15 protein-coding genes are annotated in these 15,868 nt (G+C 64.2%); 12 read left to right on the forward strand and 3 right to left on the reverse strand.

From position 1 onward, the window contains the following. Positions 1-49: 49 nt before the first annotated feature. Positions 50-679 carry an RNA pyrophosphohydrolase gene (locus J2X54_RS14170; protein WP_310181489.1) on the reverse strand — a complete coding sequence of 210 codons (630 nt, stop codon included), beginning with the start codon at positions 677-679 and terminating at the stop codon, positions 50-52. Positions 680-881: 202 nt separating this feature from the next. Between J2X54_RS14170 and J2X54_RS14175 the strand changes: the two genes are divergently transcribed. Together J2X54_RS14175 and J2X54_RS14180 are read left to right on the forward strand one after the other, a co-directional pair. Then, positions 882-2,618 carry a proline--tRNA ligase gene (locus J2X54_RS14175; RefSeq protein WP_310181490.1) on the forward strand — a complete coding sequence of 579 codons (1,737 nt, stop codon included), beginning with the start codon at positions 882-884 and terminating at the stop codon, positions 2,616-2,618. A gap of 146 nt (positions 2,619-2,764) precedes the next feature. Beyond that, positions 2,765-3,325, forward strand: coding sequence for a lytic transglycosylase domain-containing protein (locus tag J2X54_RS14180; protein ID WP_070251402.1), 561 nt, complete (start codon positions 2,765-2,767; stop codon positions 3,323-3,325). A 368-nt stretch (positions 3,326-3,693) separates the two neighbouring features. On the opposite strand, the gene J2X54_RS14185 is transcribed toward J2X54_RS14180, so the two are convergent. Then, the gene (locus J2X54_RS14185; RefSeq protein WP_310181491.1) at positions 3,694-4,125 is read right to left on the reverse strand and encodes an SWIB/MDM2 domain-containing protein; all 432 of its coding nucleotides are present in this window, start codon (positions 4,123-4,125) and stop codon (positions 3,694-3,696) included. Positions 4,126-4,338: 213 nt separating this feature from the next. Continuing rightward, positions 4,339-5,706: a signal recognition particle protein gene (gene ffh / locus J2X54_RS14190; protein WP_026637523.1), complete on the reverse strand. Its 1,368-nt coding sequence runs from the start codon at positions 5,704-5,706 to the stop codon at positions 4,339-4,341. 170 nt (positions 5,707-5,876) lie between these two features. On the opposite strand from ffh, the gene J2X54_RS14195 reads away from it, so the two are divergent. From J2X54_RS14195 to ampD, 10 genes are all read left to right on the forward strand, one after another. After that, positions 5,877-6,968, forward strand: coding sequence for a YjgN family protein (locus J2X54_RS14195; RefSeq protein WP_310181492.1), 1,092 nt, complete (start codon positions 5,877-5,879; stop codon positions 6,966-6,968). A gap of 5 nt (positions 6,969-6,973) precedes the next feature. Further along, positions 6,974-7,981, forward strand: a complete 1,008-nt coding sequence (locus tag J2X54_RS14200; RefSeq protein ID WP_310181493.1) for a M48 family metallopeptidase — start codon at positions 6,974-6,976, stop codon at positions 7,979-7,981. 97 nt (positions 7,982-8,078) lie between these two features. Continuing rightward, positions 8,079-9,047, forward strand: a complete 969-nt coding sequence (locus J2X54_RS14205; protein ID WP_310181494.1) for an ABC transporter substrate-binding protein — start codon at positions 8,079-8,081, stop codon at positions 9,045-9,047. Continuing rightward, complete coding sequence (locus tag J2X54_RS14210; protein ID WP_310181495.1) at positions 9,048-9,887, forward strand: ABC transporter permease; 840 nt, start codon at positions 9,048-9,050, stop codon at positions 9,885-9,887. Beyond that, positions 9,884-10,678: an ABC transporter ATP-binding protein gene (locus tag J2X54_RS14215; RefSeq protein WP_310181496.1), complete on the forward strand. Its 795-nt coding sequence runs from the start codon at positions 9,884-9,886 to the stop codon at positions 10,676-10,678. Before J2X54_RS14210 ends, J2X54_RS14215 begins: the two co-directional genes overlap by 4 nt. 58 nt (positions 10,679-10,736) lie before the next feature. Then, complete coding sequence (locus tag J2X54_RS14220; protein WP_310181497.1) at positions 10,737-11,540, forward strand: cytochrome c biogenesis protein CcsA; 804 nt, start codon at positions 10,737-10,739, stop codon at positions 11,538-11,540. Beyond that, a complete protein-coding gene (locus J2X54_RS14225) occupies positions 11,537-11,842 on the forward strand; it encodes a PP0621 family protein (RefSeq protein ID WP_310181499.1) in 306 nt (101 codons plus the stop codon). Before J2X54_RS14220 ends, J2X54_RS14225 begins: the two co-directional genes overlap by 4 nt. Before the next feature lie 4 nt (positions 11,843-11,846). Next, the gene (locus J2X54_RS14230) at positions 11,847-13,541 is read left to right on the forward strand and encodes an ATP-binding protein (RefSeq protein ID WP_310181500.1); all 1,695 of its coding nucleotides are present in this window, start codon (positions 11,847-11,849) and stop codon (positions 13,539-13,541) included. A gap of 20 nt (positions 13,542-13,561) precedes the next feature. Continuing rightward, positions 13,562-14,968, forward strand: a complete 1,407-nt coding sequence (locus tag J2X54_RS14235; protein ID WP_310182072.1) for a sigma-54 dependent transcriptional regulator — start codon at positions 13,562-13,564, stop codon at positions 14,966-14,968. Beyond that, the gene (ampD, locus tag J2X54_RS14240) at positions 14,965-15,576 is read left to right on the forward strand and encodes a 1,6-anhydro-N-acetylmuramyl-L-alanine amidase AmpD (protein WP_310181502.1); all 612 of its coding nucleotides are present in this window, start codon (positions 14,965-14,967) and stop codon (positions 15,574-15,576) included. Before J2X54_RS14235 ends, ampD begins: the two co-directional genes overlap by 4 nt. Positions 15,577-15,868 lie beyond the last annotated feature (292 nt).

Raw genomic sequence — 15,868 nt, forward strand, 5'->3', positions numbered from 1 at the left:
GTACCCGCCACGGCATTGTCATGCCGGGGCGGGTACATTCGTCAGGACCTCAGCTGCCGGTCTTGATTGCCGTGGGTGGCGTGATGATGGCCGCAGGGTCGGCCACCTGCACGCGCCGTTCCAGTTCCGCGCCGGCGCCGGCGCCCGCACCCGCACGCGGTTGGCGCAGGTAGCGCGAACCGTGGCGGCGCTCCTGGCCGTTGGGCGGCCAGGTGAGGAACCGCGACAGTTCCTGCAACGCGCGCTGGTAGACATCGCGCTTGAATTCGATCACGACATCGAGCGGCACCCAGTACTCGTGCCACCGCCAGGCATCGAACTCGGGGTGGTCGGTCAGGCGCAGATTGACGTCGTTGTCGCGCGCACACATGCGCAACAGGAACCAGATCTGTTTCTGACCACGGTAATGGCCGCGGATTTCCCGCTTGATAAAGTGGTCGGGCACCTCGTAACGCAACCAGTCGCGGGTGCGACCGACGATTTTGACGTGCTCGGCCCGCAAACCGATTTCCTCTTCCAGCTCCCGATACATCGCCTGCTCAGGCGTTTCTCCGTACTTGATGCCTCCTTGTGGAAACTGCCATGAATGCTCGCGCACCCGCTTGCCCCACCACACCTCGTTCTGGGCGTTGAGCAGGATGATGCCGACGTTGGGCCGAAACCCTTCACGATCCAGCATATTGCACCTCAAACTTTCTGCGACTGAGCTCCCTGCTTATATTTTTGCCCACAAAAAGACGCTTCGGCGGGAATTCCGCGGTACGAAATCGGTCGAAGGGCCATGTATTGAACGCATTTGTATAAAGTATGGACGCATCAGCCAGCTAATCCTTTAAAATTAGGTTGATTATAACTCTCTCTTTTTAAAAAGAATTCACCGTATGCGCGCCTCACGTTTTTTTATTTCCACGCTTAAAGAAGCACCAGCCGATGCAGAGATCGTCTCCCACCAGTTAATGATGCGCGCAGGCATGATCAAGCGCCTCGGTTCGGGCATCTACACGTACATGCCGATCGGCCTGCGGGTGATCCGCAAGGTCGAAGCCATCGTGCGCGAAGAGATGAACCGTTCCGCCGCCGTCGAACTGCTGATGCCGCTGATTCAGCCGGCCGAGCTGTGGCAGGAAACCGGCCGCTGGGACAAGATGGGCGCCGAATTGCTGCGCATCAAGGACCGCCACGGCCGCGAGTTCGCGTTCCAGCCTACCGCCGAGGAAGTGATCACCGACGTCGTGCGTTCGGAGATCAAATCCTACCGCCAGTTACCGTTGAATTTTTACCACATCCAGACCAAGTTCCGCGACGAACGCCGCCCACGCTTCGGCCTGATGCGCGGCCGCGAGTTCACCATGAAGGATGCGTACTCGTTCGACCGCGACCTGGCCGGCATGCAGGCTTCGTACCAGATCATGTATGACGCCTATACGCGTATTTTCAACCGTTTCGGTTTGAAGTTCCGTGCGGTAGCGGCCGATAACGGCGCTATCGGCGGCAGCGGTTCGCACGAATTCCACGTGATCGCCCATACCGGCGAAGACGCGCTGGTGTATTGCCCCACGTCCGATTACGCCGCCAACATGGAAGCGGCCGAGGCGCTGCCAGCCACCGCCGAGCGCGCCGCAGCCGCCCAGGCGCTGACCAAGGTCGCCACGCCCGACGCCACCAAGTGCGAACTGGTGGCGGCCCAGCTGGGCCTGCCGCTGTCGCAGACGGTCAAAACCCTGGCGCTGACCGTGGAAACCGAAAAGGACGGCAAAACAGCCAAACAGTATTTCATGTTGCTGCTGCGCGGCGACCATGAACTCAATGAGATCAAGGTGGCCAAGGTGGCCGGCCTGGCCGACCACCGCTTCTCGACCGAAGAAGAAATCGCCGAAGTCTATGGTTGCGTGCCTGGCTACCTGGGTCCGATCGGCACCAAGGCGCCAGTGACCGTGGTGGCCGACCGCACCGTCGCCAACATGGCCGACTTCATTTGCGGCGCCAACGACGCCGGCTACCACTACTCGGGCGCCAACTGGGGGCGCGACGTGGCCGAACCGGCCATCGTCGCCGACCTGCGCAACGTGGTCGAAGGCGATGCGTCGCCAGACGGCCAAGGCGTGCTGACCATCGAGCGCGGCATCGAAGTCGGTCACGTGTTCCAGCTCGGCACTGCCTACTCGGCCGCCATGAAGGCCACGTTCCTCGACGAAAACGGCAAACCGGCGCCGCTGCAGATGGGTTGCTACGGCATCGGCATCACCCGCATCCTGGGCGCGGCGATCGAGCAGAACTTCGACGACAAGGGCATCATCTGGCCAACCTCGCTGGCGCCGTTCGAACTGGTGCTGTGCCCGATGGGCATGGACCGCAGCGAAGCGGTCAAGCAAGCGACCGAGCAGCTGTATGCCGAGGCGGTCGCGGCCGGCATCGACGTGATTGTCGACGACCGTGGCCTGCGTCCGGGCCAGATGTTTGCCGACTGGGAACTGATCGGCGTGCCGCACCGCGTGGTGATCGGCGACCGTGGCTTGAAGGAGGGTAATCTCGAGTACCAGGGCCGTCGTGATGCCGAAGCGACGGCTGTTCCAGTGGCCGAGATCCTCGGTTTCGTGCAAGGCAAACTGGCGCAGTGAGCGGAACTTTAATCCGTCATTTCGCGGCGGCGAAACGCCGCGAACGCGGGAATCCATACTTTGCCTCCGAGGAGGCGGTCTATGGGTTCCCGCTTACGCGAGAACGACGGCTTGGTGCTTGGCGGTGTCTTGTGGCGTTTATCGTGATGCTGGCATTGCCCGGCGCTGCCATTGCCGGCAACCAGAAGGAAGAAGCCCTTGCCGACTCGGTGCGACTGGCGCTGGCCAACGCCATCAAGGACCCGGCGCCACCGAGTCCCACTTTCCGCAACGACGCCGACCGCCAGCGCTACCAACTGTGGCTGGCCACCATGTCGGCCCGGCTGCAGCGCAAGCTGCCCGACGACCAGACCCGCAACGAATTTCTCGCCACCGCCTGGTACGAGGCGCGCCGCGCCGGGCTCGATCCCGGCCTGGTGCTGGGGCTGATCCAGGTGGAGTCGGCCTATCGCAAGTACGCGGTGTCGATTGCCGGCGCACGTGGCTACATGCAGGTGATGCCGTTCTGGACCAACGTGATCGGCGACCGCAACCGCAGCGCGCTGTTCCACATGCAAACCAATCTGCGCTACGGCTGCGCCATCCTGCGCATGTACCTCGACATGGAAGGCGGCAACCTGTACCTGGCGCTCGGTCGCTACAACGGCAGCCGCGGCAGGCCCGACTACCCGAACGCGGTGCTCAAGGCGTGGAATAACTGGAAATAGCGGAATTTCCCCCCGCGGGGGGTGTCCCTATGTCCTTCGTCAAGCGGTATCGAACGTAAGCTTCGGGGTCAGTGCCGACATTCGGACATTATTGAACTTAACCGCACGGTATTGGTCGTTGTAGTGATGGGTTCGTGTCTAAATGTCGGCACTGACCCCGAAGGGGGAGAACCTCGAAAAAAACCGTAGCGAGCGGTTCGTTATCGTCGCGAGTAGCGCAAGCGTACGGAGGTACGCTGAGCAACGGAGCAACGGAGCGGCGATAGCGGATCGCGCAGCAGGTTTTTTGAGGTTCCCAAAAAAGAAATGCCCCCAGCGCGTGAGCGGTGGGGGCATCCCGGCGCGGCGCGGGGCCGCAGCACTGAGAATTACTTCAGGTGGTCCGAAATGAGCTTGGTCATTTCAAACATCGAAACTTGGGCTTTGCCACCGAAGACAGCTTTGAGCTTGTCGTCGGCATTGATCATGCGGCGGTTGGCCGGATCTTGCAGGTCCAGCTTCTTGATGTAATCCCAGACTTTCTTGGTCACTTCGGTACGCGGCAGCGGTGCTTCGCCGACCACGGCGGCCAGCGATGCGGACGGCGTCAGCGCTTTCATGAAAGCGGCGTTCGGCTTGCGCGGTGCTGCAGGGGCTGCGGCTTTTTTTGCTGCGGGCTTTGCTGCTGGCTTGTCTGCTTTTGGGGCTGCTGCTTTGGGAGCGGCTGCTTTTTTGGCAGCGGCCGGTTTATCGGCAGCGGCTGCGGCTGCTGCCGTGGCCTTCTTGGCGGGTGCTGCTGGGGTTTTTTTGGCTGTTGCCATATTCGAGCCTCCTTAACGAACACATGGAAAATTGCGCAATTGATCGCACCGGCTAATATTGGTGGGGATTTATGCCTTATGCAAGCGTTTTTCGCGTTTTGGCCTGGAAACACCACGTAATTCTGTGGCTATGCGCGCCAGTGCACCCCGCAGGGGCATGCACCGGCTGTTTTCCCTGTATTGGCGCGGTTTCCGGCCCGTTTGCAGTGCGCCTTAGCGCATCCCCGGCATCATGCCTTTCATCGACCGCATCATCTTCGCCATGCCGCCGCCGGACAGCTTTTTCATCATGGTTTGCATCTGCTCGAACTGGTTGAGCATGCGGTTCACTTCCTGCACCTGCACGCCGGCGCCGGCCGCGATGCGGCGCTTGCGGGTGGCCTTGATCAGTTCCGGCTTGGCGCGTTCCTGCGGCGTCATCGAGTCGATGATGCCGACCATGCGCCGCACCTGCTTGTCGGCCTGCCCCATGTTGGCGTTGCCGGCGGCCTGCTGGAACTGCGCTGGCAGTTTATCGACCAGGCTGGCCATGCCGCCCATCTTTTTCATCTGGCCCAGCTGCGCCTTGAAGTCGTTCATGTCGAACTTGGCGCCGCTCTTCATCTTGTTGGCCAGGTCGGCGGCGGCCTTGCTGTCCACGCCTTTGCGCGCTTCTTCCACCAGCGCCATGATGTCGCCCATGCCCAGCACGCGGCTGGCCATGCGGGCCGGATCGAACGCTTCGAGGCCATCGAGCTTTTCCGACACGCCGGCAAACTTGATCGGCTTGCCGGTGATGTGACGCACCGACAGCGCCGCGCCACCGCGCGAATCGCCATCGAGCTTGGTCAGCACGATACCGGTCAGCGGCAGCGCGTCGTTGAAGGCCTTGGCGGTGTTGATCGCATCCTGGCCCAGCATGGCGTCGACCACGAACAGGGTTTCGATCGGCTTGACCGCGCTGTGCACGGCAGCGATCTCTTTCATCATTTCTTCGTCGATACCGAGACGGCCGGCGGTATCGATGATCAGCACGTCGTGGTAGTGCTTCTTGGCCCAGTCCAGCGCGGCCAGCGCGATATCGACCGGCTTGTCCTGCGCGGTGGACGGGAAGAAGTCGGCGCCCACTTGCGCGGTGACCGATTGCAGCTGGGCGATCGCGGCGGGACGATAGACGTCGGCCGAGACGGTCAGCACTTTCTTTTTCTTCTCTTCTTTCAGGTACTTGGCCAGCTTGCCGACGGTGGTGGTCTTGCCCACACCCTGCAGGCCGGCCATCAGGATGATGGCGGGCGGCTGCTGGGCAAAGCTCAACTGCGTCGCTTCGGGGCCGAGGTCGGCGCCCATCAGGCTGGCCAGCTCGCGCTGCACTACGCCCACCAGCGCCTGGCCTGGCGAGAGCGAGGAAATGACTTCCTCGCCCATGGCTTTTTCCTTGACGCGGGCGATGAACTCGCGCACCGCCGGCAGGGCGACGTCGGCCTCCAGCAGCGCCATGCGCACTTCGCGCAGCATCTCGGCGGTGTTGGCCTCGGTCAGACGCGCCTCGCCGCGCATGGTTTTGACCACCTTGGCAAGGCGTTGGGTAAGATTATCTAGCATGATGAACCTGTGGAAGCGGTGATAGGGCAGGGTCCGGACGGACAATGGCCGTCATTTTACCTCAGGACGCGCGGACAACAACGGCCACCACGACTGGCTGTCAATTTCTTATTGACAATATATTGGTAATGGCGCATGGTTCCTGTTTTGATAACAAGGTGATCAACAACATGGTTGACTTCGAAAAACCGGGGGCGGCGTTTGCGCCCGCACCCGCACCGGCAACGCCGCCCCAGCACCTGAAATTCCACGCCAGCGGCAGCGAGTATTTCCGCATCTGGATCGTCAACCTGCTGCTCAGCATTGTCACCCTCGGCATTTATTCGGCCTGGGCCAAGGTGCGCCGCAACCAGTATTTCTACTCCAGCACCGAGCTGGCCGGCAGCAGCTTCGAATACCACGGCAACCCGATCGCCATCCTCAAGGGCCGCATCGTCGCTGCCGTGGTGGTGGGCGCCTACGCGCTGGCCGGCAAGGTGTCGCCGCTGCTGGCCGTGGTGATGTTCCTGGTGATGGCGGCGGTGGTGCCGTGGTTTATCTGGCGCAGCCTGCAGTTCCAGCTGCATAACTCGGCCTGGCGCGGCATCCGCTTCCGCTTCGACGGCCAGCTGCGCGACGCCTACATCAACTGCCTGCTGCGCCCCTTGCTCAACATCGTCACGTTCGGCCTGGCCACGCCGTATATCTACCAGCGCCTGAAGGCCTGGCAGTTCAATGAAAGCCGCTTCGGCCAGGCGCGGTTCGCCACGCGCGCCAGCGTGGGCAGTTTCTACAAGCTGTTCGGCGCTTTCCTGCTGGTGAGCATCGTCGCCTTTGTGGTCTTCATGGTGCTGTTTGCAGCGCAAGCGGCGAGCACCTTCGCCGGGCGCAACGAGGCCGAGGCGCTCGCCCAGGGCTTCGGTCCGGGCATGTTCATCGGCATCGCCTTGTTCTATTTGCTGATCCTGTCGATGGCGCCGCTGCTGATCGCGCTGATCCAGAACCTGGTGTGGAATAACGCCAGCCTGGACCAGCACGAATTCCGCTCCGAGGTGCGCACCGGCCGCATGCTGTTCATCATCGTCACCAATATCCTGGGCGTGATTTTCACGCTGGGCCTGTTCCTGCCGTTCGCCCAGGTGCGCATGATGCGCTACCGGATCGAATCGCTGATGATCATCCCTGCGGGCAGCCTGGACGAATTCGTCGCCAGCACCAGCGCCGACGTCAACGCCGCCGGCGAGGGCGTGTCCGACTTCATGGACTTCGACTTCTCGCTGTGACCGGTATGGACACCAGCAATGCCAGCACCGGCGTCACCGGCCGCTATTTCGACGGCAAGACCTCGCGCCTGCACCGCGTGACCTTGACTGTGACGGACGGCGTGGCGCACCTGTCCGGCGACGTCGAGCGCAGCGCGCCACTGGCCAGCTTGCGGGTGTCCGAGCGCGCGCGCCATGCCGCGCGCAAGGTCAGCTTCGAGGACGGCGCCTGGCTCGAGGTGGACGACCGCGCCGCTTTTGCGCAGCTGCTGGCCGGCACCGGCCACCGCGATACCGGCGTGGTGCGCGCCCAGCAAAGCTGGCGCGGCGTGCTGGTTGCGCTGGGGGTGACAGTGGGCGTGGTGGTGGTGTCGTATGTATATTTGCTGCCGGCTGCCGCCGGCTGGGTGGCCAACACCCTGCCGGTCAGCGTGGAGCGCCAGATGGGGCAGGGCGTGCTGGAGGTACTCGACCGGCGCGTGCTGGGCCCGACAAGGTTGCCGGCCGCGCGCCAGGAGCAGCTGCGCCGGCAATTCGCCGCGCTGGTCGCGCCCGAGCCCGATGCGCCGACCTGGACGCTGGTGTTTCGCAGCAGCCGCATCGGCCCCAACGCGCTGGCGCTGCCGTCGGGCGACATCGTGATGACTGACCAGCTGGTGAACCTGCTCAAGGACGACCAGGCGGTGATGGCCGTGCTGGCGCACGAACTGGGCCACCTGCACCGGCGCCACCTGACACGGCGGCTGGTGCAAAGCTCGGCCGTGGCAGCGGGTACCTGGGTGATCTTCGGCGATCTCTCGGCCATGCTGACGGCGCTGCCGACGGTGGCGCTGGATATGAAATACTCGCGCGAGGCCGAGTACGAAGCCGACGACTACGCGGTGGCGATGTTGCGCCATAACGGCATCGACCCCGAGCACATGGCACAGGCGTTCGTCAAGCTGGGCCAGGCCAGCGGCGGCCAGGATGCGTCTTACCTGTCGAGCCACCCGGCCACCGGCGAGCGCATCGCCCGTATCCGCGCCGCCCGCTAGCACCTTTCCACCAGCACACGCCGGGTTGACCCGCCGCAAAGCCTGATTGGTTGCCTCAAGGTATATCTTACCGATAGACAACTAACAGGAGTATCGGATGAACCTCAAAGCACTGGGCTGCCTGCTGGCCCTCGTTTCCGTTTGTCACAGCGCCGGTGCCCAGCAGGTGGTCCGGCTCGGCAATATCAAACTGGCCCATTTCGGCGCCGTCTCGTATATCAAGGAAATCGCCCCGCAGTGCGGCTTCAAGGTGCAAGAACACGTCTTCGCCAAGGGCCTGGACGTGATGCAGGCCATCATCGCCGGCGAGCTCGACGTTGGCACCACGGCATCGGAGGCCGCCATTCTCGGCCGTGCCGGCGGCGCGCCGATTTTTGTCGTGGCCGGCTTTGCCCGGGGCGGGGCGCGGTTGGTGGGCCGCAGCGACCTGCAGCTCAAGAGCGTGCGCGATCTGAAGGGCAAGCGCGTGGGCGTCACCCGTGGCGCCATCCAGGACGTGCTGCTGCTGGCCGAGTTGCACAAGCACGGCATGACCGCGTCCGACCAGCCGGGCAAGGATGTGCGACTGGTGTTCCTCGCTTATCCCGACCTCAACCACGCACTGCTGGGCCGTAACATCGACGCCATGATGCAGTCCGAGCCGCAGTCGTCGCAGGCGCTGAGCCAGGGTTTTGGCAGCGAAATCCTGAAACCGTACGACACCCCGATCGGCGAACCGGTGCGCACCATGGTGATGACGGAGAAGTTTTATACGCAGCAGCGCCCGCTGGCCGAAAAATTCATGCGCTGCTTCGTGCAGGCCACCAAGACCTTCATCGAGCAGCCGGCCACCGCCGAGAAATACGTGCGCGAGGTACTGTTCAAGGGCCAGCTCAGTCGCGCCGATTTTGTTGACGCCATCGGCAATTCGCCGTTCAGTTACGACATCACGGCCGAGCATATCCAGGTCACCGCCGAGACCATGCTCAAGACCGGCGTGGGCCGCCTGCGCCACGCGCCCACCGCCCACGAGTGGGTGCGCACCGACCTGCTGGCGGCGGCCAAGAAAACCCTGGGGGTGAAATAGATGGCCGCCGCTCCGTTGCTCCTGCAGCGCGCCGGCGCCAGCCTGGTCGGCGCCATCGTGCCGGCGCTGGTGATCGTGCTGTGGCAGGCCGCCGCCGCGCTGGGCTGGGTCAACCCGCAGGTGCTGCCGTCGCCGCTGGCGGTGTTGCACAAGTTGCTCGAGTACCTGCTGCCGCTGCAGCCGTACGATGCCAGCCAGGGCGGATGGCTGGCCTGGGCCGTTTCGGGTGAGCTGGTCGTCGATTCGCTCGGCAGCCTGTACCGCGTGGCGGTCGGCTTTGCCATCGGCGCCGGGCTGGCGCTGCCGCTCGGCCTGGCGATGGGCGCCAACGCCCGCGCCTACCGCTGGCTCAACCCCATGATGCAGCTGCTGCGGCCGATTCCGCCGATCGCCTATATACCGCTGTCCATCCTGTGGTTCGGGCTCGGCAATCCGCCGGCCGTGTTCCTGATCGCGCTGGGGGCGTTCTTCCCGGTGCTGATGAACACCATCGCCGGCGTGCGCCAGGTCGATGGCATCTACCTGCGCGCCGCGCGCAACCTCGGCGCCAGCGGCGCCACCCTGTTCCTGCGCGTGATCCTGCCCGCTGCCGTGCCGTACATCCTGTCGGGCGTACGGATCGGCATCGGCACCGCCTTCATCGTGGTGATCGTCTCCGAGATGATCGCGGTAAACAACGGCCTCGGTTTCCGCATCCTGGAAGCGCGCGAGTACTTCTGGTCGGACAAGATCATCGCCGGCATGGTCACCATTGGCCTGCTGGGCCTGGCGATCGACGTGGCGATGAACCGCTTGAACAACCATTTGCTGCGCTGGCACCGCGGCCTGGAGCAGCAATGAATCCACATATCTTGATTGACAACGTCGGCAAGGTGTTTCACGCGGCCGGGCGCGACATGGTGGCCTTGCAGGGCATCGACCTGGCCATCCCGCAAGGGCAGTTCGTCTGCCTGCTCGGGCCTTCGGGCTGCGGCAAGTCCACTTTGCTCAACGCGGTGGCCGGCTTCGCGCCGCCCACGTCCGGCCAGATCACCGCCGGCGGCCGGCTGGTGACCGGCCCCGGTCCCGAGCGCGGCATGGTGTTCCAGGAATATGCACTGTTCCCGTGGATGACGGTGGCCGACAACATCGGTTTCGGCCTGCGCATCCAGGGGAGAAGCGCGGCGGCGACAGCCGCCCGGGTGGATGAATTGCTGGCCATGCTGGCGCTGGCCGACTTTCGCCACCGCTATCCCAAGGACCTGTCGGGCGGCATGCGCCAGCGGGTGGCGATCGCGCGCGTGCTGGCGCTCGATTCGCCGATCATGCTGATGGACGAGCCGTTCGGCGCGCTCGACGCGCTCACCCGCCGCAATTTGCAGGACGAACTGCTGCGGCTGTGGGCGGCGCTGAACAAGACCATCCTGTTCGTTACCCACAGCATCGAGGAAGCGATCTACCTGGCCGACCGCATCGTGGTCATGACGTACCGTCCCGGCACCGTCAAGCGCGATGTGCTGGTGGACCTGCCGCGCCTGCGCGACCCGGCCGATGCTGCATTCAATGCCCTCAAGCGCGAGCTGGGCCAGCTGGTGATGGAGGAACAACAACGCCACCACCACGACGAACTGCGCATGGCGGCGGTCGATTAGGCAGAACTGGGGCGAACGGATGGCTGCCGCCGAGTGAGCGATAGTGTAAACTGGGTGCATGCAGACCTATTTGTTCATCGCAGCCATCGCGCTGTATCTCCTTTGCGCCGCATTGCCGTCGCGCCGTGGCACGCTGGTGTCGGCGGTGACGGTCGTGGCCTGGCTGGTGCATGGCGCCGGGTTGTGGACCGACGTCGCGGCCGACGGCTCGCTGCGGCTCGGTTTTGCCGCCATGCTGTCGTCGGCGCTGTGGGTGTCGGTGGCCGCGTACTGGATCGAAAACCGCAATTTCGGCCTCGACGGCCTGCGCCGCCTGGTGATGCCGGCCGCCGCGCTCACGGTCGCGTTGCAAGCGATCTATCCGGGCGCCCTGATCCCGCTCGGTGACAAGACCCCGCTGTTCGGCTGGCACATCGCGGTGGCCACGCTGGCCTACAGCACCCTGACGATTGCCGCTTTCCACGCCGTGCTGATGGCGCTGCAGGAGGCGCGCCTGCACGCGGCCACCGACCGCAAGACTTTTCTGTCGGGCGCGCTCGACCAGTTGCCGGCGCTGCTGACGATGGAAAAACTGCTGTTCCGCATGATCGGCATCGGCTTTACCTTGCTCACCCTGACCGTGTTGTCGGGCATCGTGTTTTCCGAACAACTGTTCGGCCAGGCGCTCAAGTGGGACCATAAATCGGCGTTTACCATGTTGTCGTGGCTGCTGTTCGCGGCGCTGCTGGCGGGCCGGCGCCTGCGTGGCTGGCGCGGCAAGACGGCGCTCAGTTTTACCCTGGCGGGGTTCGCCACCTTGCTGCTGGCGTATGTCGGCAGCCGTTTCGTGTTTGAAGTGGTATTGCATAAGGGATGGGCATGAGCCGCATTTTGTTTTGGACAGCTTTGATCTGCCTGGTCGTCTTCGCGATCCGCAGCAAGATACGCGGCGCGCAAAAGCGCGCCGAACAACAGATGCGCGAAGCGCAGCAGCGGCAGCAAGCGCAAGCGTCCAGTGGCTACGCGCCGCACGCAACCCCGCGCGCAACCTCGCAGGCCGCGATCGAGGCCGAAACCATGCTCGAATGCGCGCATTGCGGCGTGTTCTTCCCGGCCAGCGAAGCGGTGCGTTTCGACGGCGCCATCTACTGCAGCAAGGCGCACGCCGCCCTGCCACCGAACTGACGCCATGGAGCGCCTGCAAGCCCTTTCGGCTTCGCCCGGCGACTCCAGTGCTTCGGGGACCACCCGCGCCACCTTCTGGCGCTCGCTGCAAACCCTCAACGTCACCCGCATCGTCATCGCGCTGGTGCTGCTGGTCTACCTGAGCTTTGACGGCCGCGGCCTGCGCGCCTCCGGCCACTACCTGTATTTGTGGATCTGCGTGGCCTACCTGGTGCTGGCCATCGTCTTCGCTTTGACGGCGGTGTACCTGCAGCGCCGCTTCCTGGTGCAGGTGCTCACGCAAATCGCCTGCGACCTGGCCATCATCTCTCTTTTATATGTTGACGGCGGCGGCTTGCGCAGCGGCCTGGCCATCCTGTACCTGTTTCCGCTGGCCGGCACGGCCATCCTGGCGCCGCTGGTGCTGGCGCTGTTCTGCACCGCGTTGGTCGCCCTGTTCATGCTGGGCGTGGGCTTGATCGAGGTGCTGGAGATGGCGGCCAACGATGGCAGCCCGGTGCTGCAATCGGGCCTGTACGGCGCCGCCTATTTTGCCGCCGTGCTGGTGGTGAACCGCATGGCGGCGCGGCTGATCGGCCAGGAGGAACTGGCGATCCGGCGCGGGGTGGAGATCGGCGTGCAGCAGGCGGTGAACCGGCTGGTGATGGCCAACGTGGCCGACGGCGTGCTGGTGGTCGATGCCGACGGCCGCATCCGGGCCGGCAACCCGGCCGCCCAGCGCATGCTGGGGTTGACGGGGACTGAGCTGTCGGCATCGGAAGATCATGCGCCGCTGGCGCTGGCCTACGCCGAGTGGCGCGCCGATCCCGCGCTCGATACCGCCTTCATCACCTTGAAGCCGTATTTCAGCATCCGCCTCAAGGCCCGGTTTGCGGGCGTGGACCTGGACGGCGTGAGTGAGGGCGGGGACGGTCCCGGCCAGTCGCGCAGCGTGATCTTCCTGCAGGAGGTGAGCGAGATCGAGGAGCGCGCGCAGCAGCTGAAATTGGCCTCGATGGGCCGGCTCACCGCCAGCATCGCCCACGAGGTGCGCAATCCGCTGTCGGCGATCGGCCACGCCAACGCGCTGCTGGAAGAAGACATCGACGATCCCGGCCAGCGGCGCCTGCTGCGCATCGTCGGCGACAACGTCAAGCGGGTCAACCGCATCGTCGAGGACATCCTGCAGCTGTCGCGCAAATCCCACGTCCGGTACGAGCCGCTGGCGCTGGACAGCTTCCTGGCCGAACTGCGCGACGAATTCATCGAGACCGACGGCCTGCCGCCCGACGTCATCGCACTCTCGGTGGCGCCCGGGACCACCGTGCATTTCGACCCGCTGCACCTGCGCGAGGTGATCGCCAACCTGGTCGGCAATGCCTTGCGCTATGCCAGCGGCGCGCCGGCGTCGGTGCGGCTGGACCTGGTGCGGCAGCCGAACTGGCTCGAATTGCACGTGCAGGACGATGGTCCCGGCATCAGCGGCGAGGTGCGCGCGCATCTGTTTGAACCGTTTTACACCACATCGAGCAAAGGAACCGGGCTGGGGCTGTATCTGGCGCGCGAAATGTGTTTGAATAATGAAGCGCGGCTCGATTATGAATACCGCCTCGATAGTGCCGCTATCGATGATGGTCTCGAGGACAGCCACGATACGCATCGCGCAGCTCGCCGGTCCGGCGGTCGCTTTGTCATCACTTTCGCACCACCGCAAAAGTAATCGAAAGGCTGCCCATGGGCGTGAGGTCTCCCCGCGTGCTCGTCGTCGACGATGAAGCCGACCTGCGCGAACTGCTCGAACTGACCCTGGTTAAAATGGGGCTCGATGTCGACAGCGCCGCCACCGTGGCCGAGGCGCGTGCGCTGCTGGCCCGCCACCCCTATCAGCTGGTCCTCACCGACATGCGCCTGCCCGATGGCCTCGGGCTCGAACTGGTGCGTGAAGTCGCTGCCACGTACAAGAACACGCCGATCGCCGTGGTCACCGCCTTTGGCAGCGCCGACAACGCGGTGGTGGCGCTCAAGGCCGGCGCCTTCGATTACATCGCCAAGCCGGTCGCCCTCGACCAGCTACGCTTGCTGGTGCGCTCGGCGCTGCGCGTGCACGACGCCGCGCCCGGTGCGCGCGCGGTCGATGTCGACGACGTCGATGGCCCCCTGAAAGGCGGGTCGGCCGTGATGGTGGCGCTGCGTGCGCAGATCGCCCGGCTGGCGCGGTCGATGGCGCCGATCGCCATCCACGGCGAATCGGGCAGCGGCAAGGAATTGGCCGCGCGCGAAATCCACGCCCGCAGTCCGCGCGCCGGCCAGCCCTTCATCGCGGTGAACTGCGGCGCGATCCCCGAGGCGCTGATGGAAGCCGAGTTTTTCGGCTATCGCAAAGGAGCTTTCACGGGCGCCGCCGATGACCGCGACGGCTTTTTCCAGGCCGCCAGCGGCGGCACCCTGCTGCTCGACGAGGTGGCCGATTTGCCGCTGGCGATGCAGGTGAAATTGCTGCGGGCGATCCAGGAGCGGCGCGTGCGCAAGATCGGCGCCACGTCGGAAGAGCCGGTCGATGTGCGCCTGATCAGCGCCACCCATAAAAACCTGGCGCGCTGCGTGGAGCAGGGCGCGTTTCGCCAGGACCTGTTCTACCGCCTCAACGTGATCGAGCTGGCGGTGCCGTCGCTGCGCGAACGCCAGGGCGATTTGCCGGCGCTGACCGACGCCATCCTGGAGCGCCTCGGTGGCCAGCACAAGGCGGCGCTGGCGCCGGGCGTGCTCGAAGCGCTGGCCGGCTACCGCTTTCCCGGCAATGTGCGCGAGCTGGAAAACATTCTCGAACGGGCGCTGGCATTTGCCAATGACGGCGTGATCGAAGTGGCCGACCTGGGGCTCAAATCTGGCCTGAGCGGAGCGGCAAGCGATGATGCGGCGCCGGCCGCGCCGTCGTCTGCTGCCGCTGCGTCATCCTCATCGCCAGCGCCCGGCGCCTTGCCGGCCAACCTGCCCGACTACCTGAGCGCCATCGAGCGCGATATCATCGTGCGGGCACTGGCGCAGACGCAGTTCAACCGCACCCAGGCCGCGCAACTGCTGGGCATCAGCTTCCGCCAGTTGCGCTATCAAATGCAAAAACTCAATATCCAGGAACCTGAAGCATGAAGCAAGCAGTAGCAGTAGCGGTAGCTGCCATCGACGCCGACGGCTGGTGGCCGGCGGCCGCGCGCTATGACAGCCCGTTCATCGACGCGCGGCCCGACCCCGACGACATCTCCCTGCTGGTCATCCACAACATCGGTCTGCCCGGCGGGCGCTTCGGCGGTCCGCAGGTGTCGGACCTGTTTACCGGCCGCCTCGATTATAATGTTGACCCCTCGCTGGCCGACCTGCGCGGGGTGCGGGTGTCGAGCCACTTCTTTATCCGGCGCGACGGCCGCGTGGTGCAGTACGCCCCGGCCGGCGCCCGGGCCTGGCATGCCGGCTTCTCGCAGTTCCGGGGGCGGGCAAAATGCAACGATTTTTCGATCGGCATCGAGCTCGAAGGCAACGACCATACGCCGTTCGAGGCGGCGCAGTACGCGGCGCTGGGGGACCTGACTGCGGCCTTGCTGGCGCGCTACCCGGTGACCGATGTACAAGGGCACGAACACGTCGCGCCGGGCCGTAAAACCGACCCCGGCGCGTTTTTTGATTGGCAAAAATATAGTGAATCATGTGAATCGTTAGTACCCGCTAACCCCGGATTGCGCGTGGTGAAAGGGCTTCCGTAAAGTCAATCGAAAAATTGCCTTAACCGCCAAAAAATACCCTTGCATGGGTACTTGGCGGCTACTACAATCAGTGCATGGAATTCGCTTTGCCACTAGATGTAGTAGTTCTCAAGGCACTGGTTCTTCACCTAATTGTACGGCTCGGGGCCAGGGCAACATCTGATCAGCCCTATATTCAGTAATACATTCAGTAATACATTCAGCAACACATTGAGCACCAACGGCCAGCCTGGTTCGCCCGGCTGCATGCTTTATTTTTGCCATTTTTATTTACAACATACATCGCGCAGCA

Source organism: Duganella sp. 3397 (assembly GCF_031456625.1).
Classification (GTDB): Bacteria; Pseudomonadota; Gammaproteobacteria; order Burkholderiales; family Burkholderiaceae_D; genus Rugamonas; species Rugamonas phyllosphaerae.